Source organism: Sutcliffiella rhizosphaerae, from assembly GCF_917563925.1.
Lineage (GTDB): Bacteria > Bacillota > Bacilli > Bacillales > Bacillaceae_I > Sutcliffiella_A > Sutcliffiella_A rhizosphaerae.
This window is the reverse complement of the sequence record NZ_CAKJTJ010000012.1, coordinates 65,929-92,823: the sequence shown is the minus strand read 5'-3', so window position 1 is coordinate 92,823 and position 26,895 is coordinate 65,929. Positions and strand designations below refer to the sequence as shown.

Annotated in this window: 27 protein-coding genes; 16 read left to right on the top strand and 11 right to left on the bottom strand. The window is 35.3% G+C overall.

The genetic code is table 11. The features are described 5' to 3' along the window. Together LRP81_RS12335 and LRP81_RS12330 are read right to left on the bottom strand one after the other, a co-directional pair. Complete coding sequence (locus tag LRP81_RS12335; protein WP_230501582.1) at positions 1–378, bottom strand: hypothetical protein; 378 nt, start codon at positions 376–378, stop codon at positions 1–3. Between the two features lie 94 nt (positions 379–472). Then, positions 473–1,837 carry an MATE family efflux transporter gene (locus LRP81_RS12330; protein WP_230501581.1) on the bottom strand — a complete coding sequence of 455 codons (1,365 nt, stop codon included), beginning with the start codon at positions 1,835–1,837 and terminating at the stop codon, positions 473–475. Positions 1,838–2,208: 371 nt separating this feature from the next. Here LRP81_RS12330 and LRP81_RS12325 point away from each other — a divergent pair, with 371 nt between their 5' ends. The 9 genes from LRP81_RS12325 (at position 2,209) to LRP81_RS12285 (ending at position 12,178) form a co-directional block, all read left to right on the top strand. Then, positions 2,209–2,991 (top strand): TerC family protein, encoded by a 783-nt coding sequence (locus LRP81_RS12325; protein WP_230501580.1) that lies wholly within the window; start codon positions 2,209–2,211, stop codon positions 2,989–2,991. Between the two features lie 121 nt (positions 2,992–3,112). Then, complete coding sequence (locus tag LRP81_RS12320; protein ID WP_230501579.1) at positions 3,113–3,991, top strand: AAA family ATPase; 879 nt, start codon at positions 3,113–3,115, stop codon at positions 3,989–3,991. Positions 3,992–4,002: 11 nt separating this feature from the next. Then, a complete protein-coding gene (locus LRP81_RS12315; protein ID WP_230501578.1) occupies positions 4,003–5,916 on the top strand; it encodes a vWA domain-containing protein in 1,914 nt (637 codons plus the stop codon). A gap of 94 nt (positions 5,917–6,010) precedes the next feature. Continuing rightward, positions 6,011–6,664 carry a phosphatase PAP2 family protein gene (locus tag LRP81_RS12310; protein ID WP_230501577.1) on the top strand — a complete coding sequence of 218 codons (654 nt, stop codon included), beginning with the start codon at positions 6,011–6,013 and terminating at the stop codon, positions 6,662–6,664. Between the two features lie 52 nt (positions 6,665–6,716). Next, positions 6,717–7,232, top strand: a complete 516-nt coding sequence (locus LRP81_RS12305; RefSeq protein ID WP_230501576.1) for a YusW family protein — start codon at positions 6,717–6,719, stop codon at positions 7,230–7,232. A 138-nt stretch (positions 7,233–7,370) separates the two neighbouring features. Then, positions 7,371–8,573, top strand: a complete 1,203-nt coding sequence (locus tag LRP81_RS12300; protein WP_230501575.1) for an MFS transporter — start codon at positions 7,371–7,373, stop codon at positions 8,571–8,573. 107 nt (positions 8,574–8,680) lie between these two features. Continuing rightward, the gene (locus LRP81_RS12295; protein ID WP_317987068.1) at positions 8,681–10,081 is read left to right on the top strand and encodes an NAD-dependent succinate-semialdehyde dehydrogenase; all 1,401 of its coding nucleotides are present in this window, start codon (positions 8,681–8,683) and stop codon (positions 10,079–10,081) included. Between the two features lie 232 nt (positions 10,082–10,313). Next, complete coding sequence (locus LRP81_RS12290; protein ID WP_230501573.1) at positions 10,314–10,946, top strand: 5-bromo-4-chloroindolyl phosphate hydrolysis family protein; 633 nt, start codon at positions 10,314–10,316, stop codon at positions 10,944–10,946. Between the two features lie 32 nt (positions 10,947–10,978). Then, the gene (locus LRP81_RS12285) at positions 10,979–12,178 is read left to right on the top strand and encodes a toxic anion resistance protein (protein ID WP_230501572.1); all 1,200 of its coding nucleotides are present in this window, start codon (positions 10,979–10,981) and stop codon (positions 12,176–12,178) included. Between the two features lie 54 nt (positions 12,179–12,232). Here LRP81_RS12285 and LRP81_RS12280 read toward each other — a convergent pair whose 3' ends face one another. Then, complete coding sequence (locus LRP81_RS12280) at positions 12,233–12,781, bottom strand: YhcN/YlaJ family sporulation lipoprotein (RefSeq protein ID WP_230501571.1); 549 nt, start codon at positions 12,779–12,781, stop codon at positions 12,233–12,235. 146 nt (positions 12,782–12,927) lie between these two features. Here LRP81_RS12280 and LRP81_RS12275 point away from each other — a divergent pair, with 146 nt between their 5' ends. Together LRP81_RS12275 and LRP81_RS12270 are read left to right on the top strand one after the other, a co-directional pair. After that, positions 12,928–13,794: an alpha/beta hydrolase gene (locus LRP81_RS12275; RefSeq protein WP_230501570.1), complete on the top strand. Its 867-nt coding sequence runs from the start codon at positions 12,928–12,930 to the stop codon at positions 13,792–13,794. Positions 13,795–13,860: 66 nt separating this feature from the next. After that, positions 13,861–14,058: a DUF2187 family protein gene (locus LRP81_RS12270; RefSeq protein WP_230501569.1), complete on the top strand. Its 198-nt coding sequence runs from the start codon at positions 13,861–13,863 to the stop codon at positions 14,056–14,058. 54 nt (positions 14,059–14,112) lie between these two features. Here LRP81_RS12270 and LRP81_RS12265 read toward each other — a convergent pair whose 3' ends face one another. Beyond that, entirely contained in the window at positions 14,113–14,700 is a 588-nt protein-coding gene (locus tag LRP81_RS12265; RefSeq protein ID WP_230501568.1) for a cell wall hydrolase, read from the bottom strand. Between the two features lie 220 nt (positions 14,701–14,920). On the opposite strand from LRP81_RS12265, the gene LRP81_RS12260 reads away from it, so the two are divergent. After that, a complete protein-coding gene (locus LRP81_RS12260; RefSeq protein WP_230501567.1) occupies positions 14,921–15,373 on the top strand; it encodes a hypothetical protein in 453 nt (150 codons plus the stop codon). Positions 15,374–15,386: 13 nt separating this feature from the next. Here the strand turns inward: LRP81_RS12260 and LRP81_RS12255 are convergent, their stop codons facing one another. Beyond that, positions 15,387–16,091, bottom strand: a complete 705-nt coding sequence (locus tag LRP81_RS12255) for a class I SAM-dependent methyltransferase (RefSeq protein ID WP_230501566.1) — start codon at positions 16,089–16,091, stop codon at positions 15,387–15,389. Positions 16,092–16,197: 106 nt separating this feature from the next. Between LRP81_RS12255 and LRP81_RS12250 the strand changes: the two genes are divergently transcribed. From LRP81_RS12250 to LRP81_RS12235, 4 genes are all read left to right on the top strand, one after another. Next, positions 16,198–16,401 (top strand): DUF6501 family protein, encoded by a 204-nt coding sequence (locus tag LRP81_RS12250; protein WP_230501565.1) that lies wholly within the window; start codon positions 16,198–16,200, stop codon positions 16,399–16,401. Between the two features lie 97 nt (positions 16,402–16,498). Next, on the top strand, positions 16,499–17,587 hold the full coding sequence (locus tag LRP81_RS12245) for a PQQ-dependent sugar dehydrogenase (protein WP_230501564.1): 1,089 nt from the start codon (positions 16,499–16,501) through the stop codon (positions 17,585–17,587). Between the two features lie 302 nt (positions 17,588–17,889). Further along, positions 17,890–18,654, top strand: coding sequence for an STAS domain-containing protein (locus LRP81_RS12240; RefSeq protein ID WP_230501563.1), 765 nt, complete (start codon positions 17,890–17,892; stop codon positions 18,652–18,654). A 73-nt stretch (positions 18,655–18,727) separates the two neighbouring features. Next, on the top strand, positions 18,728–20,155 hold the full coding sequence (locus LRP81_RS12235; RefSeq protein WP_230501562.1) for a phospholipase D family protein: 1,428 nt from the start codon (positions 18,728–18,730) through the stop codon (positions 20,153–20,155). 166 nt (positions 20,156–20,321) lie between these two features. Here the strand turns inward: LRP81_RS12235 and trhA are convergent, their stop codons facing one another. The 6 genes from trhA to adh all read right to left on the bottom strand — a co-directional run bounded on the left by trhA (position 20,322) and on the right by adh (position 26,626). Further along, on the bottom strand, positions 20,322–20,969 hold the full coding sequence (gene trhA / locus LRP81_RS12230; protein WP_230501597.1) for a PAQR family membrane homeostasis protein TrhA: 648 nt from the start codon (positions 20,967–20,969) through the stop codon (positions 20,322–20,324). 133 nt (positions 20,970–21,102) lie between these two features. Beyond that, a complete protein-coding gene (locus tag LRP81_RS12225; protein WP_230501561.1) occupies positions 21,103–22,200 on the bottom strand; it encodes an AI-2E family transporter in 1,098 nt (365 codons plus the stop codon). A 257-nt stretch (positions 22,201–22,457) separates the two neighbouring features. Beyond that, positions 22,458–24,077 (bottom strand): ABC-F family ATP-binding cassette domain-containing protein, encoded by a 1,620-nt coding sequence (locus LRP81_RS12220; protein ID WP_230501560.1) that lies wholly within the window; start codon positions 24,075–24,077, stop codon positions 22,458–22,460. A gap of 94 nt (positions 24,078–24,171) precedes the next feature. Continuing rightward, positions 24,172–24,621 (bottom strand): cupredoxin domain-containing protein, encoded by a 450-nt coding sequence (locus LRP81_RS12215; protein ID WP_230501559.1) that lies wholly within the window; start codon positions 24,619–24,621, stop codon positions 24,172–24,174. Positions 24,622–24,774: 153 nt separating this feature from the next. Continuing rightward, positions 24,775–25,104 (bottom strand): DUF779 domain-containing protein, encoded by a 330-nt coding sequence (locus LRP81_RS12210; RefSeq protein WP_230501558.1) that lies wholly within the window; start codon positions 25,102–25,104, stop codon positions 24,775–24,777. A 1-nt stretch (position 25,105) separates the two neighbouring features. Then, on the bottom strand, positions 25,106–26,626 hold the full coding sequence (adh, locus tag LRP81_RS12205) for an aldehyde dehydrogenase (RefSeq protein WP_230501557.1): 1,521 nt from the start codon (positions 26,624–26,626) through the stop codon (positions 25,106–25,108). Positions 26,627–26,895 lie beyond the last annotated feature (269 nt).

Below are 26,895 nucleotides of genomic sequence, written 5' to 3'. Positions count from 1 at the left end.
TTACTTTGCTTCCATTAATTTTTGATGGTGCTGTTCCATAAAAAGGTATGCTCTTTTTACATGTTGAATTACCTTATTTATGCTATTCGGATTTATTCGGTTAACTCCAATATCCTGTAAATAAATGAAAACAACTGATAAAGATGGTAAGAGAAAATCACAAACCAACATATTAGCATCATATTGAATCAAGATTTTTATTTCTTTTTTTAACTCTTCCTTTAATGCTTTAAAATGGGCAATGAGCTGTAGATATGAATTTTTCTTTGCTAATAGATCAGCTCTGTCATATTGTTCGAGTAAGCATAAGAGCATATAAAGTTCTTGTCGATAATAATTAAATGAAGCAACTGCTTTCTCGTAATCATAATGGTTCATTGTTTTTACCCCTTAATAACAAATGAATTTTATGACTAATTTCGACATTATCCTACATATACCCTTTAAACATTCCTATAAGAATACTTAGAAATTAAACGTTGTAACTTTTGCTATTCATAAATTTATTTTGTAATATAAGGAGCCTCCATGCGAGCCCAATTGCTCCAGCTGCCAATCCACAAATTAATCCTATCCAATAACCAAATGCTCCAAAATGTGTATAATTAGCAAGGATATAGCCTATAGGTAAGCCAATTATCCAATATGACACGAAAGCAAGAATAAAGGTAACATTTACATCTTTATATCCTCGCAGTGCCCCTTGGATAGGAGCTGCAATCGCATCTGATAGTTGGAAGAAAATAGCGTATAATAAAAAGGCTGTTGTTAAAGAAATAACTTCGGGCTCTTTTGTATATAAAAATGCCACTTCTGGACGGAAAAAATAAAGAAGCACTGCACAAACAGATGATAAAAACACAGCACAGACAATTCCTAACACCGCATACTGTTTGGCATCTTTAATTCGTTTAGCTCCGACTTCATAACCTACAAGAATTGTTAATGCCATTGATATACTCAACGGAATCATATACAAAAGGGAAGCAAAGTTGAGCGCCACCTGATGTGCCGCAATTGTTACTGTATTGAAAGAACTCATCAATAGTGTGACAGCCGAAAAAATGCTTGTTTCAAAAAATATAGAGAGTCCAATAGGAACTCCAATAAGCAAAATTTCCTTCCATTTTGAAAATGAGATAGGATGAAACTTTTTGAACAAATGGTAATTATTAAATGGACTTTTTTTCGTAACGATTACTAAAGAGATAATCATTATTAACCAGTAGGTCAAAGCAGAGGCAATACCTGCTCCAATACCACCTAAAGCTGGGAATCCAAATTTACCGAAGATTAATAAATAGTTAAGAATAACATTAATCGGTAGCGACATTAAGGTAATAATCATGGATGTTCTTGTGTGTCCTAAAGCATCAATGAAACACCTAATAACCGTATAAGCAAAAAGAGGGACGATCCCAATTCCAAGTGTAACCAAATAGTAATAAGCAACATGCTTTACTTCTGGTTCCAAGTTCATTGCTCCTAAAATTGGGTTCAAAGCAATTGCCCCAAGTATCATGACTAATAAACTCATGACAATCGAAACATAGATCCCTTGTGTGATGGTATAGGAGACATTCTCAGTTTTCTTTCCTCCAACTAATTGAGCAACGATTGGTGTTATAGAGAGTAATATCCCACTTAATCCAGTATAAACTGGCACCCATAATCCAGCCCCAATTGCTACTCCTGCTAAATCGCTTGCACCTACATTCCCGGTCATCATAATATCAAAAAGGCTCATGGAGAATAGCGCAAGCTGCGTTAAAAGAACGGGAAAAACAATGTTAATAAAAAGCTTAAATCTTTCTTTGTAACTAAATACCTGATACATGACAGTGCCTCAACCTTCAAATAATATGATAATGCTAAGGATTATATCACAAAATTATATTTAGAGGGTAGAAATAAAAATATTTGAAAATCTTGTATTAATGACGCTTGACACATCACTTTAAAGCTACTAGAATAGGAATATATTAAAACTACATACTCAAGCCCATTTCAAAGGGGAGTAGCTATGAGAACAATATTGCCGTCATGACGTGACTGATTATCAGTCTCCGGCTTTATTGGCAACGTGAACGTTGTTAGCAAGACCTTTGCCTAAACTGGACAGTTCTAGGTGAAGGTCTTTTTATGTTTGAAAAAGCCTTTACCGCTGCCAGGGTAGAGGCTTTGTTTATGTAAAAAGGAGAGAAAACCATGGAATTATCATTATTACTAGAGTATGGCTGGGTACTGCTTGTTCTAATTGCATTAGAAGGTATTTTGGCTGCAGATAATGCACTTGTCCTTGCAATTATGGTCAAACATCTCCCAGAAGAAGCAAGAAAAAAAGCACTCTTTTATGGGTTAGCAGGAGCCCTCGTATTCCGTATAGGATCTTTATTTGCTATTTCCTTTCTTGTCTCTATATGGCAAGTCCAGGCTCTCGGGGCAGCATACCTATTGTTTATTGCCTTAAATCATTTATGGAGAAAATATGCTGTCGCCAAAGTAGAACATGCCGCTGCAGTTGATAAACCAAAAAAACAATCTGGTTTCTGGATGACGGTACTTAAAGTGGAGATTGCCGATATTGCTTTTGCAGTCGACTCTATCCTGGCTGCCTTTGCATTAGCGATGACATTACCTCAAACCGACTTGCCTAAAATAGGTGGGATTGATGGAGGGCAATTTATCGTCATTTTCCTTGGTGGTTTTATTGGTGTAGTCATCATGCGATTTGCAGCAACTGTATTTGTAAAATTACTTAAAGAACGCCCAAGCCTAGAAACCGCAGCCTTCTTGATAGTAGGTTGGGTAGGTTTTAAACTTGCTATGTACACATTGGCACATCCGAATGTTGGAGTAATTCCATATCACATCCCACATAGTTCTTTATTCAAAGCATTATTCTGGATAGTGTTAATTGGTATCGCAGTTGTTTCCTGGTTTGTCTCAGGTAAAAAGAAAAATGTAAAAGAAGTGGATAGTATAAAATAACACCATTTACTTCAAGTTACCTACGATTACTGTTATAATGAAAAAGCTGCTGACACTCACTGTCAGCAGCTTTTTTCAATAAAATGGTATACTAGAAATACATGTTAACTGCAAAGGAGAAATGATTTTGTTCACATTAGATCAATTGCCAAAATCGATACAGACAAAGATAAATGAGATAGAAAAGGATACAGAATCTCAACAATTAATTGGGAAACCAGGATACACAGCGATTGACGAAAGTACTTTATATGACAGTATTATTAGCCTAGCATTAGAGAAAAATGTTCTTTTGAAAGGCCCAACCGGATCAGGGAAGACTAAATTAGCTGAAACTCTTTCATCTATTTTTTGTCAACCGATGCATAGTATCAATTGCTCCATAGATTTAGATGCTGAGGCATTGCTAGGATTCAAAACGATAGACAATAAAGACGGAAAGGCAACGATAGAATTCGTTCCTGGTCCAGTAATTCAAGCAATGAAAAAAGGACATCTTTTATATATTGATGAAATTAATATGGCTAAGCCGGAAACGTTACCTATTTTGAACGGTGTACTTGACTATCGGAAAACCATTACTAATCCGTTTACTGGCGAAGTAGTGCAAGCAAAGAAAGGTTTTGGGGTAATTGCAGCTATAAACGAAGGGTACGTGGGAACGGTTCCACTTAACGAAGCATTAAAAAATCGATTTGTAGTAATAGATGTACCGTATGTTCAAGGAGATGTATTATTTAATGTCTTAAAAGAACAATCTCAACTAACAGATGAGAAACTCCTCAAGAATTATGTGACTCTATCTGCAGACTTGATAGCACTTGTACAAGCAGGAAATCTTTCCGAGGAAGCGGCATCTGTTCGTGCCTTAATAGACACTTGTGATCTTAGTTTATTTTTACCACCATTACGTGCCATTCAACGGGGAATTGTCGAAAAACTTGAAGATGATCGAGAAAAGGCAGCAATTCTTAATGTTGCACAAACTTTATTTGACTGAGGCGATGGAACGTGAGACCTATAGTTTTTAACGATAAAAAGATAGATTCTTTCCTTTACATGCAGCTCTCTGACTTAGTAGTTTCTTTAGCCAAAAAGGGTGATTTGGAGGTTGAATATGCGTTTAAATCTTATTATGATCCCTTTTTGAATAAAGTGTTCCTAAGTCTTTTTTGGGATAATCACCCTTCTGTTGAGAAATTTCAAGGAATGAAAAGTGATGTTTATTTACGTAGCATCGGCTCAATCCATCACACTGATTACCGAATGGTAGAGGATTTTATAAAAAAGATAAAGCATTCTTCTTTAAAAAGCTTTGCTAAACAGCTATTTATGCTTTTGGAGGATTTGCGACTAGAAGAAATATGTAAACGTGAGCGTCCGGGGACTAAAAATACTTTTCTTGTACGGAGAGTAGAGTATCGGAAATATTTTCGTAGTCAGTTGACGGTGAATGTAGAGAGAAATATTCTAACAGATGGTCTATACAATTTACTTTACCTTCTCTTAACAACGGATAATCCCCTTGAAGAAATACCAAATCTAACAAAAGAAATAGATCTTGCTTTACCATTTATAAGGGATGAGGCATCCAAATGTTATCAAGCACTAAGTACGGAGAAAGTGACGAAAATAACATTGAACATTATGGAGGTCCTTGAAGAATTATTGGAAAAAGATTTACTAAATACTTATTTCTTCTTCGCTGATTTCTCCAATCGTGTGGAGGAACCTAATACGTTTGATGAAATGAAACGAAAAAGTGCTTTAAAAAATGAAGATGTCAAACGTAAAGAGACAGAAGATGAGGATATTCACGAAGATAAGCTACCAACATGGCATCGAGAATCAGAGAGTAACAGTAAGAGCTTTTTACAATTTGATATGGAATCAGGGACAAAGATGGATTTAATGGGGGAAGGGGTAAGAGAAGGAGAAGATGGCGACCAGGCGATGGGATTTGTTCAAGGTCATAGTCAGCAAACGAATCGTACTGATTACTCAAAACGGGAGATACTAACCAATATAAATGAATCCAAAAAAGATGGAGGAAATGGAGCGGAGTTTGGGAAAGAGAACAAGTATGCATATCCAATTTTTCTTAAACCAGATCCCATTACTTCTGATGATCGAGTAACGTATGAAGAGTTTAAGCAATTAGTATTAGTTTATCAAAAAAGGCTCAAACAACTTATACAAAAGACACTGGAACATAAAAAGATCCTGCCGAGGAATGATCTGCCCTTTGGAAGATTGAGTAAAAGATTGATACCATTTTTTACCGATGATAATCCCAGGGTATTTTATAAAAAAGATAATCCATCTATCGAAATAGATGCCGCTTTTTCTTTGTTAGTGGATTGTTCTGCCTCGATGTTTGATAAAATGAACCAGACCAAATATGGGATTACCTTATTTCATGAAGCATTAAAATCGGTGAGAGTCCCCCATGAAGTGGTTGGGTTTTGGGAAGATACAAACGATGCGACTAAAACTAGCCAACCAAATTATTTTAAATCAGTAATCGATTTTTCATCCAGTCTTAAACAAACTTCAGGGCCAGAGATTTTACAACTAGAGCCAGAAGAAGACAACCGAGATGGGTACGCGATCCGGCATATGACGAAGCGATTAGTACAAAGAAGAGAAAAGCAAAAGTTTCTTCTAGTATTCTCTGATGGGGAACCTGCTGCAATGGATTACGAAAAGAATGGTATAGTTGATACCCATCAAGCCGTCATGGAGGCTCGTAAGAACGGTTTGGAAGTAATAAACGTCTTTTTGGCAAATGGGGAAATTGAAGAGGGTCAAGTCAAAACCATTCAAAATATGTATGGAAAGTACAGCATACTAGTCCCACAAATAGAAGAATTACCAGATGTATTATTTCCACTACTGAAAAAATTACTATTAAAAAGTTTATAAACAATGTTGGAAGGCTACTCTAAAAAACATGGAGATTAATCCACGTGTATAGAGTAGCCTTTATGTTTTTGATGAATAGTTTTTGTGAATCGGGGTGATTAAAATAGTAAATATGAAACCCAAATCATATTTTTATATAAGTGGGAGTATGTGCATAGCTTTTCTATCAATAGTTGTAATTCTAAGATTTAATCAAGTTGTAAATCTGGATAAAAGATTAGGTGAATCTCTTTATCAATTTGCTTCAATGGATACTTTTTTTATTATTATTTCTGATATTGGATCTAGAATATTTTTTTATCCGGCATTAATAGTAATAAGTATTCTTTTAGCGGTAAGAAAAAAATGGCTAATCATCATCCTTTTATGGGTTAATCTTTTAGGGGTGCGACTAATGAATACATGGTTAAAAGCCATTTTTGTAAGAGAAAGACCAACTCTAGAACACGTAGTTGAGGCTAGCTATTATAGCTTTCCTAGTGGACATTCTATGAATTCTATAGCTTTTTTTGGTTTGTTGGCCATACTCTCATTTATATATGTAAAAAGAAAATGGTTGAGCTATGCATTTATCTTGTTGTTTTCTATACTTATATTGCTTATCGGTATCAGTAGGATATATTTAGGTGTTCATTTTCCATTAGATGTATTAGCAGGATTTTTTGCTGGACTAACCTGGCTATTCTTCATTAGTGCATTGTGGGCAGTCTACTTAAAAAAAGAGTTTTTAGCTATAGATAAAGGGTAAATATGTTACATCGGGTAATAATAGGAAGAATAATAAAGGGAGGATGAGGTTTTTGGAAAAGAAAATTACTAAGAAATCAGTGATGGCAGTGATCAGCACAATTTTGGCAGCAGCTATATTAACAGGTTGTGGAATTGATGAAAACGATTTATCACCAGCTCCAGAAAATGCACCTCCTGAACAAAACGATGCAATTGGATCAAATAGGGATACTAATCAAAATATACCAACGAATGAAGAAGATAATGGCACAGGACATCAATTTACCAAATTTGATCTAGAAGTGGAGTATGAAAATAATACGAAATTCGAAGTTGAATTTGAAGCAGAGGGAAATGGGGAAGCGGAAGTTGAAGACGGCATCAATAATAATTTCTTGCAAGGTGATGAAGCCTATAAAATGTTATCGCCACTGATGGGTCAATTGGATTTTGTCCAAAATGCTGAAACGAACGATGTAATAATTCAAGTACTTGATGTTTTTGGGTTACAAGATGATTATCAAGAATTTGAATTAGAAGTAATTTTTTCCGATGGCACAAAGAAAAAATATGAAGATAAAAGATAGTGATACCGGCTGAAATGGAATGTTTCCATTTCAGTTTTTTATTTGATAAATATCAATACATATAAAATTTCGTGTGGCGAATGAAATCGTTCCGTGGTATAGTTTTCTTACAACAAACAGGAACGGAGCAAAATAAAAATGTGGAAAAACCGCAATGTTTGGATTATTTTAATAGGTGAATTTATAGCTGGTCTTGGGCTTTGGACGGGTATAATTGGGAACTTGGAATTTATGCAGGCACTAGTACCATCTGACTTTGCTAAAGCTCTTATTTTATTTGCAGGGTTGTTAGCAGGTGTGATGGTCGGTCCAATTGCAGGAAGGGTAATTGATAGTCAAAGTAAGAAAAAGGTGATGCTGGCAGCCGGGTTTGGCAGAATGATTAGTGTTATCTTTATGTTTATGGCGATTGAATATCAATCAATATTGTTTATGATTATATTTATGATAGCGATCCAAATCTCTGCTGCCTTTTATTTTCCGGCACTCCAATCCTCTATCCCGTTGATAGTAAAGGATAAGGATTTACTTGAGATGAATGGTGTGCACATGAATGTATCGACTATCGCAAGAATAGCAGGCACAGCACTTGCGGGTGCGATGCTTGTTATTATGAGTTTGAACTCGTTGTACTTGGCTTCCATGATTGCTTATAGCATTTTATTTGCCCTGACATTCTTATTGAATTTTCAAGAAGAAGAATTGCCTGAAACAAAAAAAGGGAAAGGGAAATCTGGTAGTTTTAAGGAAATGTTACCAGTTTTGAAAGATACCCCAATTGCCCTGACTGTGTTGATCCTTACGTTTATTCCGATTCTTTTTATCGGTGGTTTTAACCTTATGGTTATCAATATTAGTGTGATTCAGGATGATCAGACAATAAAAAGTTGGATTTACACAATAGAGGGAATCTTTTTCATGATTGGTGCATTTGCTGTGAAGCGGGTTTCCAATGAAAAGAATATGGTCCCATTACTGTTTGTTTTTGTTTCCATAATAGCATTTTCCCTTTTTAGTCTTTATTTTGCCGATATAAAATGGATGACCCTATTTTCTTTTGGATTATTTGGATTAGCTGTGGGCTGCTTCTTCCCTATAGCAGCAACGATATTTCAAACGAAAATACCTAAAGAATTTCACGGCCGTTTTTTCTCTTTCCGTAATATGCTCGATAGAGTGCTATTCCAGGTTGTTCTGCTTGGAGCAGGCATACTTCTAGATACAATCGGGCTGCAATTGATGGGTATTGTATTCGGTTTCCTATCCCTAACAGTTATAATTATTTATGGACTAAAGCTTTTACGACAGCCTATAACAATTGCCGAGCAAAAAACACCTTAATTAGGTGTTTTTTTGTTGTACAAAAAGGGAATCACCATTTTTAAGTGAATATAATTTAATGATGCAATAAATTTACAATAGGAGGAATTACTATGAAAGCATATTCTATGTACATAAATGGAGATTGGGTAGATACTGACGAAGTAATTGAAGTAAATAATCCGGCTACTGGAGAAATAATCGGAACAGTACCAAGTATCACGGAAAAGTTATTAAATCAAACAATCGAGTATGCCAATGATGCATTTCAAATTTGGAAAAGCTATACTGCATATGAGCGAGCAGAACTTTTGGATAAATGGTTTAACCTATTAGAAGAAAATAAAAAGGTAATTGCAGAAACTTTAACTAAAGAACAAGGAAAACCTTTTCGAGAAGCACTAGGTGAAGTTGGTTATGCCAACAGTTTTTTGTCATGGTACAAAGAAGAAGGAAAAAGAATATACGGAGAGACAATTCCCTCTTCTTCGAAAGATAAGCGTATCCTCATTCAAAAACAACCTGTTGGAGTGGTGGCAGCAATTACACCTTGGAATTTTCCTGCAGCAATGATAACAAGAAAAGTAGCACCAGCACTAGCAGCTGGTTGCACTGTTATAGTAAAGCCTGCTGGGCAAACACCACTAACCGCAATACTTTTAGCAAAATATGCACATGAAGCAGGTATACCAAAGGGAGTATTGCAGGTTGTAACCGGAAAGTCTAGTATGATTGGTGAAACATTGATGAAGCACAATGATGTAAAAAAATTAACGTTCACAGGATCTACACAAGTTGGAAAAACGTTAATGGAACAAGCTTCTCAAACGGTAAAGAAGCTTTCCTTGGAGCTTGGTGGTCATGCACCATTTGTTGTGTTTGAAGATGCAGACCTTGAGAAAGCAGCAAAGGGACTTGTCCAATCCAAGTTTCGAAATGCAGGTCAAACTTGTATATGTGCAAATAGAATTTATGTGCAGGAGAGCGTTGCTGAAAAATTTACTGCACTTTTCGTAGAAGAGGTGTCCAAATTAAAAATTGGAAATGGAATGGAGCGCGGCATTGACATTGGTCCTTTAATTGATGAGGATGCACTTGAGAAGGTAAAAGAACATTTAAATGATGCTAAAGAAAAAGGCGCAACCGTTCAATACGGCGGTGAAGCCTTAGAAGGTACATTCATGGAAGCTACTATACTTTCCGGTGTCAAAGACGACATGATATGTATGACGGAAGAAACTTTTGGCCCACTCGCACCAATTACGACATTTAATGAGGAAGAAGAAGTTGTAAAACGTGCAAACAACTCTCCATATGGACTGGCTGCTTATATCTTTACTGAAAGTTTCTCAAGAATCTATCGGGTAACAGAAGGGCTTGATTATGGAATTATTGGGGTAAATGATGGTGCTCCTTCTGTTGCACAGGCTCCTTTTGGAGGTCTGAAAGAGAGTGGGATTGGGCGTGAAGGTGGTCACCATGGTATTGAAGAGTACTTAGAGGTAAAATATGTATCCATTGGGATTTAGATAATTTTTTTAGCCGAACTTTTCCCGTTCGGCTAATTTTTTTCTCCTCCATCTATCAAATCAAAAAAATCATTTTTTCTTCCACCTTTTTTCCTATATAATGGACATATAAGTTCTAAAAGATGAAACTTTTCCACATATACGACGTATATAAAGTAACAGTAGTAAATGATATTTAACAACTAATCATTCTGATTGAACAATAGTCTTTTAAAGGTGAGGAGTGATATACATGAAGCGGTTTTTTGTACAGGGATTTATATTATTAGCTTCTTTTAATATAGGTGTTATTGGTTTCTTTGCAGTTTTTTTATTAACTGGAAACCATTGGCAAATTGGGGTTCTAGGTGCAATTGGTTTCTCTTTGCTTAGCTATTTGGGGCTAAAAAGGAAATTACTACCTAATAACGAATTAGATAAGATAGAACGAAAAGAAAAGAAATATGTTCATACACAGTTAAGGCTTGCAAAAGAAAAACAAAAAAAAATTAATAGTGCTCGCTTTCGGGTTCGCTCCATTTTTATCTATCAAACGATCACAAAAATATCAAAAATCTCGTCAAAGGTAATCAAGTTAGTGGAAAATGAGCCGAATCGTTATCGTACAGCGCAAAACTTTTTCCATCATCATCTAGATTCATCTGCCATCATTACAGATAAGTATGTCCAATTGTTAAATCAACCTGTCCGTACACATGATGTTTCACGAGCTATTAGAGAAACGGAAAGTGCATTAAAACAATTGGAACGCAAAATGGAAGATGAATGGGTCAATGTCCTATCAGGGGATATCAATAACCTTCAGACCGAGATTAAATTATTGAACCAAAATAATTCCCAACAACCGAAAACAAACCATAAATAGTGTAAATGAAGCAGTTAATGAGGTGACTGAAGATGAAGAATAATGAAAACAAACTTGAACAACAAGTAAAGGAAGATACACTAAATGATCTTTTAAATAATCCATTCTCCACTCCAAAAATGGAAAATGAATTAATTCCGAATACTGAGGAAAAAGAAAGCCCTGAGCAAGAAAAGGTGATGGATACACTATCTGATGAATACCGTACAAAGGCATTAGAAATTGCCAAACAAATAGATCCGAATGACCAACAGGCAATTTCTTCGTATGGTATTACAGCACAAAATGAGCTTTCTAGTTTTTCGAATTCCATCTTGTCACATGTTCAAGCAAAAGATGCAGGACCAGTTGGAGAAGTTGTAACTGATTTAATGAGAAAGATTAAAGAAGTAAAGCCTGGAGAGCTGGAACCACAGAAAAAAGGCTTCTTTGGGAAACTTTTCGGTAATGTAAATAATTCTGTTCAGCAACTGTTTGCAAAATACCGCAAGATTGGTTTTGAGATTGACAAAATATCAGACCAATTGGAAAGCTTTAAAAAAGTGCTGCAAAGAGACAATATTATGCTTGAATCCTTGTACGATAAAAACAAGGACTATTTTCAAGCATTAAACATTTATATTGCTGCAGCGGAGCATAAATACGATGAAATACAAACAACCATCATCCCTGAACTTGAAAAAAAGGCAAGATCAACAAATAATCAGATGGATGTACAGGCTGTCAGTGACATGATGCAATTTTCAGACCGTTTGCAAAAAAGGACTCATGATTTAAAAATTAGCCGTCAAATAACGCTTCAAATGGCACCTCAAATTAGAATGATTCAACACACGAATCAAACGTTAGTGGAAAGAATTCAATCGTCTATATTAACAGCAATACCATTGTGGAAAAATCAGCTAGTTATTGCTGTCTCCTTATATAATCAACAAAAAGCAGTGGACACACAAAAAAATGTTTCGGAAACAACAAATGAGCTTCTTCTTAGAAATTCTGAAATGTTGAAACAAAACACAATTTCCGCTGCAAGGGAAAATGAAAGAGGACTAGTGGACATAGAGACGTTAAAGAAAACACAGGAGAACCTAATAGAAACACTTGAAGAAACGTTACAAATCCAACAGGAGGGACGTGAAAAACGACATCAAGTAGAATTAGAGCTAGTTCAAATGGAAAATGACTTGAAAACAAAGTTGTTGGATGTACGTTCCCGCACTAATAAAAAATAATAAAATATCAAAAAAAGCCCCTGATCTCGGTAAGTATCAGGGGCTTTTCCATCATCAACGGTTAGTAGGGAATATACGACGCACGACTTCTGTGAATTCATCAAAAATTCCAGTTATCGGACGACCTTCTCTAATGTCATTTGTGTATCCTTCCATTCTGTCAACAAACTCTGGATTTACCGACACGTAAACATTTCTTACACTAGGATCAGCTTTTCTAACTTGATTGGCAATCTTTTTTTCAATATCATTCGATAATTCCTGATTATTGTTTCCTTCCAGAACAGCTGCAACATAAGCATTATGATTTGTGATCATGACATTGCATGTATTCACTTCATTTAAGTCAGTTACTTTATCAGCAACTTTATCAGCAACTTGCAGCCTTGGTTCTCTCGTATCATTCACTCTTCTTGGATTGATATTATCGTTTCTAACATTCCGATTGTCACGATTAGGGTTATCATAATTAACATTGAATGCGTTTCCAGGATTATCTCCGTGCCGAGTTCCACGTTCGGCTCCATAATTATTTACATTACCACAGCCAGTTACGAGCATACTTACGGCTAATCCGGTTACTAATAAGCCTTTCATTTTCATTCTTTTACACCTCTTTCTAACGTTTATGGTTATTCTTCTACTAACATTGCTGAATTATTCGGATTTTTTTTATCAAAGAGGTAAAATGATAGTAAGTAAAAGATTAACCAAGCAAATTAGAATGACTAGATAGGAGTAATTGATATATGATAAAGTACGAAAAGCTGTCATATTTAAAGTTTTATCAGCTTTCCCAGTGGTCTTCCATACATAATCATCAATTAGTTATACATAATCATCACAGAATTTTTACTCAATCCTTTATTCCTTATAAAAGAAAAGGACTCGTTCTTATCATCCACGGGTACTTAGACCATTCTGGATCTTTTTCTCATCTTATAAATTCTTTATTATTGGATTATTACGGGGTCATCACATTTGATTTACCAGGTCATAGGCATTCTTTTGGGGAAAGAGGAGCTATAAACAATTTTGATGAATATATTGATATTTTGCATTCCGTATTAGAAAACTATAAAAGTATCGGGTATAATGATGAAACATGGTCTGTCATTGGACATAGTACTGGATGTGCCATTTTATTTTCCTATTTGCAAGTTCATCAAAATGTTTTTGATAAAATGATTTTAGCTGCTCCATTGGTACAGCCATATTTGTGGTCTTTTTCAAAAATTGGTGTTAAACTCATGGGGAGAAAACAAAAATATATAAAAAGAGTATATAGGCGAAACTCTTCTGATAAAAATTATCTTCATTTTGTGAGAAAAGATCCTCTTCATTTTTCAACATTGCCAACCAATTGGTTATTTGCTTTTAGTGAGTGGCATAATAACACTTTGTTTAAGATAAGAGGCAATGAAACTCTTTACGTTATTCAAGGAAACAAGGATACCACAGTTGACTGGCGACATAATATTCCTTTTCTGTTGAATAGATTTCCGAATTCAACATGTACCCTAATCGACCAAGCGAATCATCAACTATTCAATGAACGAGAAGCATTAAGGGAAATATCGTTCCATCTTATTAAAAGAATTTTAAAAATGGAATAATCATCAATATCGAGAGTAACTATGGAAATAATATGTAAATAACTATTTTTTAAAGGTGGAATTAGAATGACGGAAGAAACGAATAAGACACCAAACATTCAAATTGGAGACATGATACAAATCAACAAAGGTTCCAAAAAGGGAAGTACCGGAACTGTCATCGTAGTAAGAGACAGTTCCGTAATAGTAGAGATTGGGAAGAATTTAAACACAGGTGAACCAGTAAGAACAGTAATCAATCATAAAAATTATAAGCAGATCTAAGTAATTAAAAACCCCAAGCATGCTTGGGTTTTTAATTATTTCAATATATGGTGTTTATTGTGCAAACACGTGATTACCGATTACAGTTGTAACATTTCTGGTACGAATCCATTGATCGTTTGTTTTTTCTGGATTATAGAAATATAGAGAGTTGTTTCCATCACCACGGAAAGCAATCGCTTCTTCCACTGCTTTAACAGCTTCTTTGTCAGCAGGTTTATTAATTTCTCCATTGCCTACCGGAGAAAATTGGTAAACACCGCCAGGAGATGTTTCATAAATTACTTCGTTAATGGACTCCGGGAAAGTCTCATTATTTACACGGTTTAGTACTACAGTAGCAACCGCAACTTTACCTTCATAAGGCTCACCTTTAGCCTCTGCATGCACTAAACGTGCCAACACTTCTTTCTCATTTTCAGAAACTGGTTCTGGTAGTTTCAATGATTCACCAGGAAAAATTAAGTGATTGCTTTTATTATTTAGTTCCTTCATGTCTTTAACAGATACACCGTAGGTTTTGCCGATATTCCATAAAGTGTCTTCAGATTCTACTTTATATGATTCAGCTGCAAATGCACTCTTTCCAGTCCCGGAAATCAATGCTACAGCAATAATTGCGACAGAAATTATTTTTTTCATCAGTATGTGTTCCTCCTTGTGTTGTTTTAAGCAACCGGTGGACGCTCTAATTGACATAATAACAAGTACTATAGTCCGTTTCATTAGAGAATTGATGGTATCAATACATATATATTGTAGAATTTACCTTGTTTTCTCAAGAAAAAGGTTTAAATTGGTATATTTTCGAGATAATAATCACAAATACATAATCAGTTACTGTTTCAAAAGGAGTATACTATTGATTTATACATCTAAATACCCAACTGTCATTCATAGCTTCATTTTATCATTTATGTTAATACAAGGAATGTATCAATTGCTTCAAACAAATTATGGGAGAGCAATTGTGCAATTAACAATAGCTTGTCTTATAATATTTTCCTATTTAATTACATACAGGTTAAAATTGAATGACTTGACCCTGATTTTTGAAATAGCATTTATAGGTGTAGTTTTTTATCATAAATCTTTACATGCTTCAAATATTCGAAAGATAGAGTTTAAGCGTTTAGCGGCAAGGAGTAGCAGAGTCTATATCTATACCATGCATTTTTTACCTAAAAGAGTCATTAATTATAAGCCAGAAGAGATTTATGAGAATTTGTTAGAATTTGCAAGAGTCAATCAAATACCAATAATGCGAAAAGAAAATATTTATGAAAATGATTCCACTTTGACAAAAGAAAACTGAAGCAGGTTTTGCTTCAGTTCTTTGCAGGTGTGGCTCTGATTATACTTAACTCCAGATGTTTAGAAGATTCAGCTGTTAACTCCTCATGGGCTTGCATCATATCAAACATCTCATCTGGAATAAGTATGGAAGGATCAATATCAGGTTCAGTTGGTTCTAACTCTGATAATGAAATTGTTTGTATGTTTATTCCGTGGAAGCCATATTGCTGTAAAACAGACTCCCATTCATCTTTCCTAAGAATAGAAGGCAATCCGTAAAAATCCGTCAATTTCCCTTGCACATCAGAAGGAAGAGAATCTTTCTTTGTCATTTCTATAGCAAGAAGGATACTGTCTTTTTTCATGACGCGGAACAACTCAGGAAGTGTCTTTGATAATTTTGTGAAAGCTAAAACTGACTCCGAAAGTACAAAATCAAAAGAATTATCCGCGAAAAGAAGTTCCATCATATTCATTTGCTGTGCTTCCAAGCTAAGTTTGCTTTCTTTAAATCGCTTATTTGCTTTGCTAACCATTAATGGATGATAGTCGATGGGGGTAACATCTACATCCATTGAATGTAGAAAAAATGATGTCTGTCCTGTACCACAGCCAACCTCTAGAAGAGATTTATTTTTCAAATTTTCCTGAAGCAAGTTTGTTTTTGTTAATTCTAATCCACCAGGATGAGCTCCACCAATTCCGAAGATAGCAAGTAGATCTGTATAATTACTCATTTTCACACTAATTCACCTCAAGAAATCATATGTTGAAAAGAATACGTTTGTTCTTGTTAATAACATGCGGTAATATAAAAGGGAGTAATCTGGAGGTGTAGAAAATATGATTCATCGTAATTGGGAACAAAAAGAAACGCTACGAAAAGTGAAATGTATTCATACTGATGCGAAAAAGTATCTTGTCAACAATATGCTTACAGTTGGTCATACATATGAAGTGAAAAATGAAACAGATGAGTTTCTATTTGTCATTGATAATAGTGGGAATATTGGAGGATACTACAAAACCTATTTTGAAACAGTTTGATCGAAAAACAAGGCGTAAAAGTGCCTTGTTTTTTTCACATATAGGATTATTTGTAAATTATTCAGGGAATGGATAAAGGGGGGGTGCTATACAATTTATGTTTAATAAAAATATCTTATTATTACTGGTGATAATTTTTATCGGAGGCTGTACAAATCAAGAAACACAACCAGAAAGTAATAATGAAACAGAAACTTCTGCACAATTGGAGGTTAATGATCAATTAGAATCAGAGGTTTTAGCAATAGAATTACAAATTCCTTGGTCCATAGCTAAAGCAGGAGAAACCATTTTCATTTCTGAGAGGCAGGGTACTATCGTAAAAGTGGAGGAAGATGGAACGGAAACTAGAAATGATGTACAAGTCAATGAACCCGTACTAGCATATGGAGAAGGTGGATTCCTTGGTTTAGCATTGCATCCAGACTTCAATAATACCAAATTAGCTTTTGCCTATCATACATATGGAACAGAACAAAATGTTAGAAACAGAATCATCCAAATAAGGTATAATGAAGAGGATGGATGGAAAGAAGAAAACGTGCTTTTGGACGATATTCCTGGTGCCATTCATCATAATGGCGGAAGATTGATGGTTGGACCAGATAATAAACTTTATGCAACGGTTGGGGATGTCAATGTACCAGAAAGCGCACAGGACCAAGATTCTCTTAGTGGAAGCATATTACGTTTAAACCTTGATGGAACCGTTCCCGAAGATAACCCATTTTCCAATTCATATGTTTATAGTTATGGTCACCGCAATCCACAAGGCATAGCTTGGGAACCTGAAACAAAAGTTATGTACGCTTCCGAACATGGTCCTTCAGCTCATGATGAAATTAATATCATAGAACCTGGTAAAAATTACGGTTGGCCAGTTATTATTGGCGATGAAGAGGCAGAAGGAATGGAAGTACCATTATTTCACTCATATGAACAAACATGGGCACCGTCTGGTATGGTCTTTAATAATGAAAAACTTTATGTAGCTAATCTTAGAGGAGAGGCTATACGAGGTTTTGATCTTACTGATATGGAGGAATCCATCTTTTGGGAAGGTAATGGTCGAATAAGAGACATATTTTTGGATGGTAATCAACTTTATTTTGTCACCAACAATACAGATGGTAGAGGGAATCCAAGTCCAGATGATGATCAATTGATTCTCGTAACTATTGACTAGTTCACTCTCAGCAATATCTCTACATTGTTTTACAGGAAATAGGAATTTTTACAATTGCGTTTTTAGTTATATCTGTAGATAATTTTATTAATCTTTTTTCCGCGCTTTAGTTAGGCGTCTTTTAACCGGTAAATAGAAATATTCTTTTAAAAAGAGCCTTGTTTAATAGCAAAGTTTGGGGAAGAACTAGTAGCTCTTTCTATTGAAATGAGTATCGAACGCTCCTTTCAATATTAAATGTCAAAAATAAATATCACATTTGGATTATGGAGAGGGAAAGTATGAATGCCAGCAGTATAAAGATGTTTGAAAATATACAAGTTATAAAACTACTTGATAGTATAGGGGAAAGTTTAATATTTGCAGATAAGGAACTATACATAACATGGTTCAATAAGCCTGCACAAGACTTGTTACAATTAATAGGTCCATATGTTGGGATTCAACAACCGGAAGAATTTATCGGGAAAAGCCTTTCGCAATTCCATGGGCAAAAACAGCACGATATATTAATGGGTGAGGTATTTCCACATTCCGCTAATATCAAACTATTTAATCGATTTTCTGCACGAATTGTAGTGGATAGGGTATTAAATAATGATGGAGAATTTACAGGCTTTGTGTTGACGTGGAAGGATGTTACTGATTACCAAAAGGAATTGTCTTCCCACAGAGAGATGTTAAAAAGTCTTTACACTCCGATTATTGAGACCGCACTTGAATCTGCTATACTTGTTGCACTTACTGGTAACTTGACAGAAGAAAGAATACAATATTCAAAGGATGCAATTCTAGTAGCTTGCGGAGAGAAAAAAGCGGAGTATATCATATTTGATTTTACAGGAATCGCCAAGGATATAGACGATATGGTAGCTTTTCATCTAGATCAATTGGCAGATGCATTGAAGCTTATGGGTTCAGAAGCAATATTTGTTGGATTGAATCCCATTATTATTCAAAATATGATAGAAAAAGGACTAAATATTAGAGTGAAAACATTCCAATCATTCAGGCAAGGAATTGCATATGTTTGGGAGAAAAAAGGTTATGAACTTGTAAAAAAATAACCAAATTGATGTACTAAGAAGCTTGTGAATGAATGCCAAGCTTCTTTCTTTTTACTTAATGGAGGGTTGATTCTTGGTTACCTTTATAAAAAAACATAAAATAATGGCGATTCTTACATTTTTAATTCTTTTGCTTGTAATAACAAGTACTTATCATAGTTATAAACCCCTGCCTGCAGGAGTTTCTTATGAGAGTGGGATCCATTACGTTACAAATGTAGACTTATTGTATGATCTTACTTATGGTGAAGAAGAAAAGCCCATCCATGAACAAGAAATATTTGATCGAATATATCAAATCATCTCGGAGGCAGAGGAATTTGTTGTAATAGATATGTTCCTTTTTAATGATTATCATGATGGGGAAGAAGATTATCCAACGTTAAGTAACACTTTCGTTCAACATATTATAAACAAGAAAAAATTACAGCCTGAAGTTGAGATCGTCTTTATTACTGATGAGGTCAATACAACATATGGTTCCCACGAATCTAGAGGATTAAATAGTTTAAGAGAAAGTGGGGTAAAAGTAATAGAGACAGATGTTCATAAATTAAGAGATTCTAATCCTTTGTATTCAGGCTTTTGGAGAGTTTTCTTCCAGTGGTTCGGACAAGAAGGAAAAGGTTGGATACAGAATCCTATGGCAAAAAATGCACCAAAAGTAACAGTGCGATCTTATTTACAATTATTAAATATTAAAGCAAATCACAGAAAAGTAGTTGCTACAGATAAATCAGCCATCATTTCTTCAGCAAATCCACATGATGCAAGTGGCTTTCATTCGAATATAGCGTTTGAAGTTTCTGGACCAATCATTCAAGATATCCTAAATACAGAGCAAGCAGTTTTAAACTTCTCTGGCGGTGGAACTCTACCAAAATACAAAGGGGAGGTAGAAGAGGGGCAAATTGCTGTACAACTTTTAACAGAAGGTAAAATTATGAAACATGTGCTTCAAGAAATAAATTCGACAGACTCAAAAGACGAAATATGGCTTGCAATGTTTTATTTGGCTGAGCGAAAAATAATAGAGGAATTAATAGCTGCAGCAAAAAGGGGAGTCACGATTAATATAATATTGGACCCTAACGAGCATGCCTTTGGACAGAAGAAAATAGGATTACCAAATAGACCTGTTGCAGCAGAACTAGCTGAAAACGGGGAAGGTAATATCGAAATAAGATGGTACAATACTCAGGGAGAACAGTATCATCCCAAAATGATATATATAAAAAGGGATGGAGAAGCCATCTTCATTGGTGGGTCTGCCAACTTTACAAGGAGAAATTTATATGATTTAAATCTAGAAACGAATATCAAAATTATTTCAAACAAAGATGAGGCTATAGTAGATGATATGGATCAATATTTTGATCGGCTTTGGAATAATAGGGATAACACCTTTACAGTTCCATTAGAAGAGTACAAAGATGAATTAACAGGTGTAAAAAAGTTGTTATACAGACTGCAAAAGCTTTTGAGGTTTACAACATATTAAAAATAGGGGTTTCGATAATTACTTAATTCTAGACATCTAAGTCCACATATTTGCGAGGTCCCTGGATAAGCGAAGTCTGTTGGAGAGATAAACTGCTCGTTTTATAGAACTTTGCTAATAAATTGGGACTGCCAGACGAAAGTATTCACTTCGAGGGCAGTCCCGTTTATTGAACTGGCAGAACATATAGAATAACAAAGAAGAAATGTAAAACTGTTCCACCGAGTACAAAAATATGCCATACTGCATGGTGATATGGAAACCCGCGCCATACATAAAAAATGGCACCTATACTGTAAACAACACCTCCAGCAATTAGAAAAATTATTCCTGCCATGCTTATCTTAGCTGTAATTTCATTCCAACCAAAGATAGCAAGCCAGCCCATAATGACATATAGAATAGTAGAAGCGAAAATAAATCTTTTTACAAAGAAAACCTTAAATATCGTGCCTCCGATAGCGAGCAACCACACAATCCCAAAAAGTGTCCACCCAATAGCTCCATCCATAATGACAAGCGTAATAGGTGTATAGCTACCAGCGATAAAAAAATAAATAGAGGAATGATCTAGTATTTCAAACACATTTTTAGCCTTTCCAGCAGGAAGTGCATGGAGTAAGGTAGAGGCTGTATATAGCATTAACATCGTAATTCCATAGACAATAAACGTATACAAATGAAGAGATGTACCGTTGATTGCAGAAAAAATGATTAATAAAACTAATGCAGCAATACTGAGTAGGATGCCAATTCCATGAGTAATAGAATTTGCGATTTCTTCGCCTTTTGAAAAAGTATGAGTTTGTGCCATTTTATTCATCTCACTTTTGTTATGTAATGGACTAAAGATTAATTACTATCATACCAGCATACAGATTCAGAATCCATTAATAAACTAAAAAAGCATGCCAGTTAAAAAAACTCTGCATGCTTTCTATTATCTATCATACTTTTTCTTCGCTTACTTTTACTTTTCTTAGCTTAATAAATCGTATCGTATGGAGTACGACTACTTTAGAAACCGCATATGTTGGTACTGCTAGAAGCAGTCCTAATAACCCCGCAAATTTGCTTGCAACTAATAGTAATAAGATTATAGTTAATGGGTGAACATCAAGTTTTTTACCCATGACTTGAGGAGAGATAAGATTACTTTCTGTTTGTTGTACGATAAGTACAACCACTAGAACCCATACTGCCATGATCGGTTCATCAAGAAATCCAACCACTAAACTTGGAATCGTCCCGATAAATGGTCCAATAAAAGGAATTACATTGGTAAACATAGCAATTAATGCTAAGACCAGAGAGTATTCTAAACCGATAATAAGGAAACCTATATAGCATAATACACCAACAAAAACGCTGACAATAATTTGTCCCTGGATATACGAGCTTAACGCAATGTCCATATCTTTTAACACATTACGACCTTCCCGTTCATGTTGGCGAGGAATAATTCTTAATACTTGATTAGGTAACTTATCTCCATCTTTTAACATATAGAAAAGGACAAATGGAATAATGACCAGCAACACCACAAAACCAGTAATGGCACTTATAATATTTACCACATTTGAACCAAAAGCTGCAAGATAGGCATTTAAGTTATCAGCTACTTTACCAGAAATTTCTTCAAGTGAGAAGCGTTCATCTTGCTGAAACCTTGCCACATATTCATTTTCTTGCAATTCGACTAAATAATCTCTAATATCATCTACAATTGCAGGTGTATTCTTTACTAAACTATTCACCTGTTGTTGCAATGTTGGACCTATAAGGAAGACGAGTAGGGAAATGAGACCAATAAACACTAAATAAATACTTATGATGGAAAGGCCTCTTGGAATATATCGCGAAGCTAGATTTACCAGTGGACGAAGTAAATAATACATGACACCAGCTAAAATGATTGGTGCAAATAAAGTCTTTATCATAATGGTAATAGGAGAGAAGATAAAGTCCACTAAAGATGCTAGAAAAATGATTAAAAGGATTACGATAATTCCATAACCAATACGAAACCACTTTGTTTGTGGCATGTGATACACCTCATTCATTAATGATTAAAATTATTACAACGGAATAATTATATTACGAGGATAGATGTAAAAAGTTTCAAGTATTTTAAAAAGCCCTAAAAAGTAAGGGCTTTAAAGCAGATATTATTATTTTTTCCTTAGAATAGAGCCTAGCCCCTTGAGTTCATAAGTCAATCGGTCAAGAAGGTGAAAGCTAGCTTTTTGACACCTCGTCTTATGCTTATGGGGGGCTAAACAATTCGCTAGAGCTTTTCTAATTATGCATATAATTCTTCTAATTTTTGCTGCACAGATGTATCTTCTAAATATTCATCATATTTCATTTGTTTATCAAGAATTCCTTTTGGTGCAATTTCAATGATTCTGTTAGCAATCGTATCAATAAATTGGTGGTCATGAGATGTAAAGATCATGGATCCTTTAAAGTTAATTAATCCATTATTTAGTGCTGTAATGGATTCAAGATCTAAGTGGTTCGTTGGGTCATCCAACAGAAGTACATTTGAACCGCTTAGCATCATTTTAGATAGCATACAGCGAACTTTTTCTCCACCTGAAAGGACGCTTGCTTTTTTTAGTACTTCTTCTCCTGAAAACAGCATTCGACCTAAAAACCCACGCAAAAAGCTTTCTGTTTGATCAGCAGGGGAGTATTGTCTAAGCCATTCTACTAAATTCATGTCAATTCCTTCGAAAAAGAAAGAGTTGTCTTTCGGAAAATATGATTGAGATGTGGTAATCCCCCACTTAAAGGTACCACTATCTGGCTCCATTTCTCCTGAAAGAATTTTTAATAGGGTGGTATTGGCAATTTCATTTCCACCAACGAGTGCAATTTTGTCATCTTTGTTCATAACAAAACTAATATTATCTAAAACCTTCACTCCATCAATTGTTTTGGTGATTCCTTCTACACGAAGTAGGTCATTTCCAATCTCACGTTCTGGCGTAAAGTGAACATAAGGGTAACGACGAGAAGAAGGTTTAATATCATCTAATGTGATTTTATCTAACAGTTTCTTTCTAGACGTTGCTTGTTTAGATTTAGACGCATTAGCGCTAAATCTCGCAATAAATGCTTGCAAATCTTTTATCTTTTCTTCTTTTTTTCTATTGGCGTCTGAAGCCAGTTTAGAAGCAAGTTGGCTGGATTCATACCAGAAATCATAGTTACCGACATAGATTTGAATTTTTGAATAATCCAAATCGGCAATATGGGTACAAACTTTATTTAAAAAGTGACGGTCATGTGAAACAACAATTACAGTATTCTCAAAGTTAATAAGGAACTCTTCTAACCATTGGATCGCTTTTAAGTCCAAGTGGTTAGTAGGCTCATCAAGTAATAGTACATCAGGTTTTCCAAACAAAGCCTGAGCTAACAATACTTTTACTTTTTCGGAACCTGTGATATCTGCCATCTTCTTAGTATGTAGATCTTCAGAAATTCCAAGACCTTTTAATAGAATGGCAGCCTCTGATTCAGCTTCCCAACCATTTAATTCTGCAAATTCACCTTCTAATTCAGCGGCGCGCATACCGTCTTCATCAGAAAAATCTTCTTTCATATAAATCGCGTCTTTTTCTTGCATCACTTCATAAAGGCGGGTATGCCCCATGATAACTACTTTTAATACTTCATGCTCTTCATATTCGAAGTGGTTTTGCTTCAAAATTGCCATCCGTTCACCTGGATTCATGTGCACATCTCCAGTTTGTGCCTCCACTTCACCTGATAGGATTTTCAAAAAAGTAGATTTTCCTGCACCATTTGCCCCAATTAACCCATAACAATTTCCTGGTGTGAATTTTATATTAACATCTTCAAATAGCTTCCTGTCTCCAAAACGAAGACTAATATTTGTAACTGTAAGCATGTAATTTGTTTCCTCCAAATTTAATGTCGTTGAAATTATACCATTAAATAGGGATAGAACAAAAGTAAATATAATGAATCTTGGATTGTAGTTCTTAATAAACGTAAATATAGGCAATCATAGGCGGTGCATGTTGCCCATTATGATGGGCATGGGTGGAACAAATTATCTTATAAACTCCAGTCTTATCAAATCTAGTATGAATTAAAGTTTCTTCTCCTTTTTTAATTACTCCATTAATATCTGTTCCTTCTATAGAATAAGGATGTTCATGACCATTTAGGCCATAGATATTAATAGTAACATCTTTCCCCTTAGGTACAGTAATTGTACCAGGATCAAATCGATAGGCCTCCACTTCAGTTCCATCTTCTAACTTGGTTTTAAACTCTGCTGTTATCATGTGAAAAACCAATTCATCTTCGTTTGCTTTACCAGTAGTGGGGACAACTCCTTTGTTGACTACATACCAGCCACCTAATCCACTTATTATGCACAGTGCGATGGTGATTAGTAGACTTCTTTTAATGATAAAAAATTTCATCTTAATCATCCTTTCTTTTCATACATTATCTTTTTATATGTATGCACAAAAAAGGGGTAGCTTGTCTTAAATTCTACAGAAATTTTCATTTAGTAGGTAATAGGACGAAAACAAGAAAAAGAGGCTTCCCAAACTAACGGGATAGCCTCTTTTTTATGTTGGAAATACTTTAGAACGAGTTAAAAATCTTACCCCTTCTGGTCCTTCTAGAGAAAAAATGCCACCACGACCAGGAACGACATCAATAATTAATTGTGTATGTTTCCAATATTCATATTGTTTTTTGTTCATATAAATAGGGTTGCTACCAATTACTCCTAATAATATGTCAGATTCTCCAACCAAGAAATCCTCTTTTGGATAGCACATAGGAGAACTTCCATCACAACAACCTCCTGATTGGTGGAATAGGAGAGGGCCGTGCTTTGACTCGAGTTTTCGTATCAGTTTTAGGGCAGAGTCAGTAGCTAAAACTTTTTCCATCTTAGAAAAATCCTAATTTCTGAGGACTATAACTTACTAACAGATTCTTCGTTTGTTGATAGTGGGAAAGCATCATTTTATGGTTTTCACGACCGATTCCACTCATTTTGTAACCACCGAAAGCTGCATTTGCAGGATAGGCATGGTAGCAGTTTGTCCATACCCGCCCAGCCTCAATTTGGCGTCCGAAACGGTAAGCAGTGTTTATGTCGCGCGTCCAAACACCAGCACCAAGACCATACAACGTATTATTGGCTATTTCTAATGCTTCTTCTGGTGTCTTAAAAGTAGTGACAGAGACAACAGGTCCAAAAATTTCCTCTTGGAAAATCCTCATATTATTGTCCCCTTTAAAAACGGTCGGTTTAATATAATAACCATTTGCTAGGTCACCTTCGAACATGTTCCGCTCTCCACCGGCTAACAATTCCGCGCCTTCTTGTTTTCCGATATCAAGGTATGATAGGATTTTCTCTAATTGTTCTGAGGAGGCTTGAGCACCGATCATCGTCTCAGTATCTAGCGGATTACCTTGTGTTATTTTGGAAACTCGCTCGAGTGCACGTGCCATAAACTTATCATAAATGGACTCTTGTATTAATGCGCGAGAAGGGCATGTGCAAACTTCACCTTGATTTAAGGCAAACATAACGAATCCTTCCACCGCTTTGTCAAAGAAATCATCATCTTGATCCAGTACATCTTCAAAAAAGATATTTGGAGACTTACCTCCAAGCTCTAGTGTTACCGGTATGATATTTTGGGAAGCGTATTGCATGATAAGTCGACCAGTTGTTGTTTCGCCAGTAAAGGCAATCTTGGCAATACGGTTACTTGATGCAAGCGGTTTTCCTGCTTCTAGTCCAAAACCATTGACTATGTTGACAACTCCAGGAGGGAGGAGGTCAGAAATTAATTCAGCAAAAACCATTATTGACGCAGGTGTCTGTTCGGCTGGTTTTAGCACAACACAATTCCCAGCAGCAAGCGCAGGTGCCAATTTCCATGTCGCCATTAAAAGTGGAAAGTTCCATGGAATAATTTGTCCCACAACACCTAGAGGTTCCTGAAAATGATAAGCAATCGTATCATTGTCTATTTCGCCAATAGAACCTTCTTCCGCTCTGATACAACCAGCAAAATATCGAAAATGATCTATGGCAAGTGGAATATCTGCAGCCATTGTTTCTCTAACAGGTTTCCCGTTTTCCCATGTTTCCGCCACTGCTAGCATTTCTAGGTTTTCTTCCATTGTATCAGCAATTTTATTTAATATATTGGCTCTTTCTGCAGCTGTTTTTTGACCCCAAGCTTTTTTAGCTTTATGGGCAGCATCTAGAGCAAGTTCAATATCACCGGAAGTGGAACGGGCTACTTCACAAAACACTTGTCCCGTTACTGGAGTTACATTCTCAAAATACTCACCATTTGCAGGGGGGACCCACTCGCCACCAATAAAGTTATCATAGCGACTTTTAAAAGTTACCTTTGAATTCTTTTCACCGGGGTTTGCGTAAATCATGAAAATCCTCCTTTAAAATAGATTAATAGATTATTAATCCTCTTTATGTAAGCGTATTCAAAAGTGGATAAAAAAAGATCAACAACCCATCATAATACAAATTTTAAACATTCTGACAATTAAAATCAAGAAATTAGATAGAATATCCTTTACCAAGCATTTGCAGACTACTTTTTATTGTTATAGACTAAAAGAAAGCAAATAACCCACGAAAAATCCTCAGCCTTTATTATCTTCCCAAACTTTATTTCATAAAGAGGTGTATCCAA

What these genes read in the sequence shown, in the direction of transcription:
- LRP81_RS12335 (WP_230501582.1), bottom strand. Translation starts at nt 378, where the DNA reads ATGAACCATTATGATTACGAGAAAGCAGTTGCTTCATTTAATTATTAT.
- LRP81_RS12330 (WP_230501581.1), bottom strand. Translation starts at nt 1,837, where the DNA reads ATGTATCAGGTATTTAGTTACAAAGAAAGATTTAAGCTTTTTATTAAC.
- LRP81_RS12325 (WP_230501580.1), top strand. Translation starts at nt 2,209, where the DNA reads ATGGAATTATCATTATTACTAGAGTATGGCTGGGTACTGCTTGTTCTA.
- LRP81_RS12320 (WP_230501579.1), top strand. Translation starts at nt 3,113, where the DNA reads ATGATTTTGTTCACATTAGATCAATTGCCAAAATCGATACAGACAAAG.
- LRP81_RS12300 (WP_230501575.1), top strand. Translation starts at nt 7,371, where the DNA reads ATGTGGAAAAACCGCAATGTTTGGATTATTTTAATAGGTGAATTTATA.
- LRP81_RS12295 (WP_317987068.1), top strand. Translation starts at nt 8,681, where the DNA reads ATGTACATAAATGGAGATTGGGTAGATACTGACGAAGTAATTGAAGTA.
- LRP81_RS12290 (WP_230501573.1), top strand. Translation starts at nt 10,314, where the DNA reads ATGAAGCGGTTTTTTGTACAGGGATTTATATTATTAGCTTCTTTTAAT.
- LRP81_RS12285 (WP_230501572.1), top strand. Translation starts at nt 10,979, where the DNA reads ATGAAGAATAATGAAAACAAACTTGAACAACAAGTAAAGGAAGATACA.
- LRP81_RS12280 (WP_230501571.1), bottom strand. Translation starts at nt 12,781, where the DNA reads ATGAAAATGAAAGGCTTATTAGTAACCGGATTAGCCGTAAGTATGCTC.
- LRP81_RS12275 (WP_230501570.1), top strand. Translation starts at nt 12,928, where the DNA reads ATGATAAAGTACGAAAAGCTGTCATATTTAAAGTTTTATCAGCTTTCC.
- LRP81_RS12270 (WP_230501569.1), top strand. Translation starts at nt 13,861, where the DNA reads ATGACGGAAGAAACGAATAAGACACCAAACATTCAAATTGGAGACATG.
- LRP81_RS12265 (WP_230501568.1), bottom strand. Translation starts at nt 14,700, where the DNA reads ATGAAAAAAATAATTTCTGTCGCAATTATTGCTGTAGCATTGATTTCC.
- LRP81_RS12255 (WP_230501566.1), bottom strand. Translation starts at nt 16,091, where the DNA reads ATGAGTAATTATACAGATCTACTTGCTATCTTCGGAATTGGTGGAGCT.
- LRP81_RS12250 (WP_230501565.1), top strand. Translation starts at nt 16,198, where the DNA reads ATGATTCATCGTAATTGGGAACAAAAAGAAACGCTACGAAAAGTGAAA.
- LRP81_RS12245 (WP_230501564.1), top strand. Translation starts at nt 16,499, where the DNA reads ATGTTTAATAAAAATATCTTATTATTACTGGTGATAATTTTTATCGGA.
- LRP81_RS12240 (WP_230501563.1), top strand. Translation starts at nt 17,890, where the DNA reads ATGTTTGAAAATATACAAGTTATAAAACTACTTGATAGTATAGGGGAA.
- trhA (WP_230501597.1), bottom strand. Translation starts at nt 20,969, where the DNA reads ATGGCACAAACTCATACTTTTTCAAAAGGCGAAGAAATCGCAAATTCT.
- LRP81_RS12225 (WP_230501561.1), bottom strand. Translation starts at nt 22,200, where the DNA reads ATGCCACAAACAAAGTGGTTTCGTATTGGTTATGGAATTATCGTAATC.
- LRP81_RS12220 (WP_230501560.1), bottom strand. Translation starts at nt 24,077, where the DNA reads ATGCTTACAGTTACAAATATTAGTCTTCGTTTTGGAGACAGGAAGCTA.
- LRP81_RS12215 (WP_230501559.1), bottom strand. Translation starts at nt 24,621, where the DNA reads ATGAAATTTTTTATCATTAAAAGAAGTCTACTAATCACCATCGCACTG.
- LRP81_RS12210 (WP_230501558.1), bottom strand. Translation starts at nt 25,104, where the DNA reads ATGGAAAAAGTTTTAGCTACTGACTCTGCCCTAAAACTGATACGAAAA.
- adh (WP_230501557.1), bottom strand. Translation starts at nt 26,626, where the DNA reads ATGATTTACGCAAACCCCGGTGAAAAGAATTCAAAGGTAACTTTTAAA.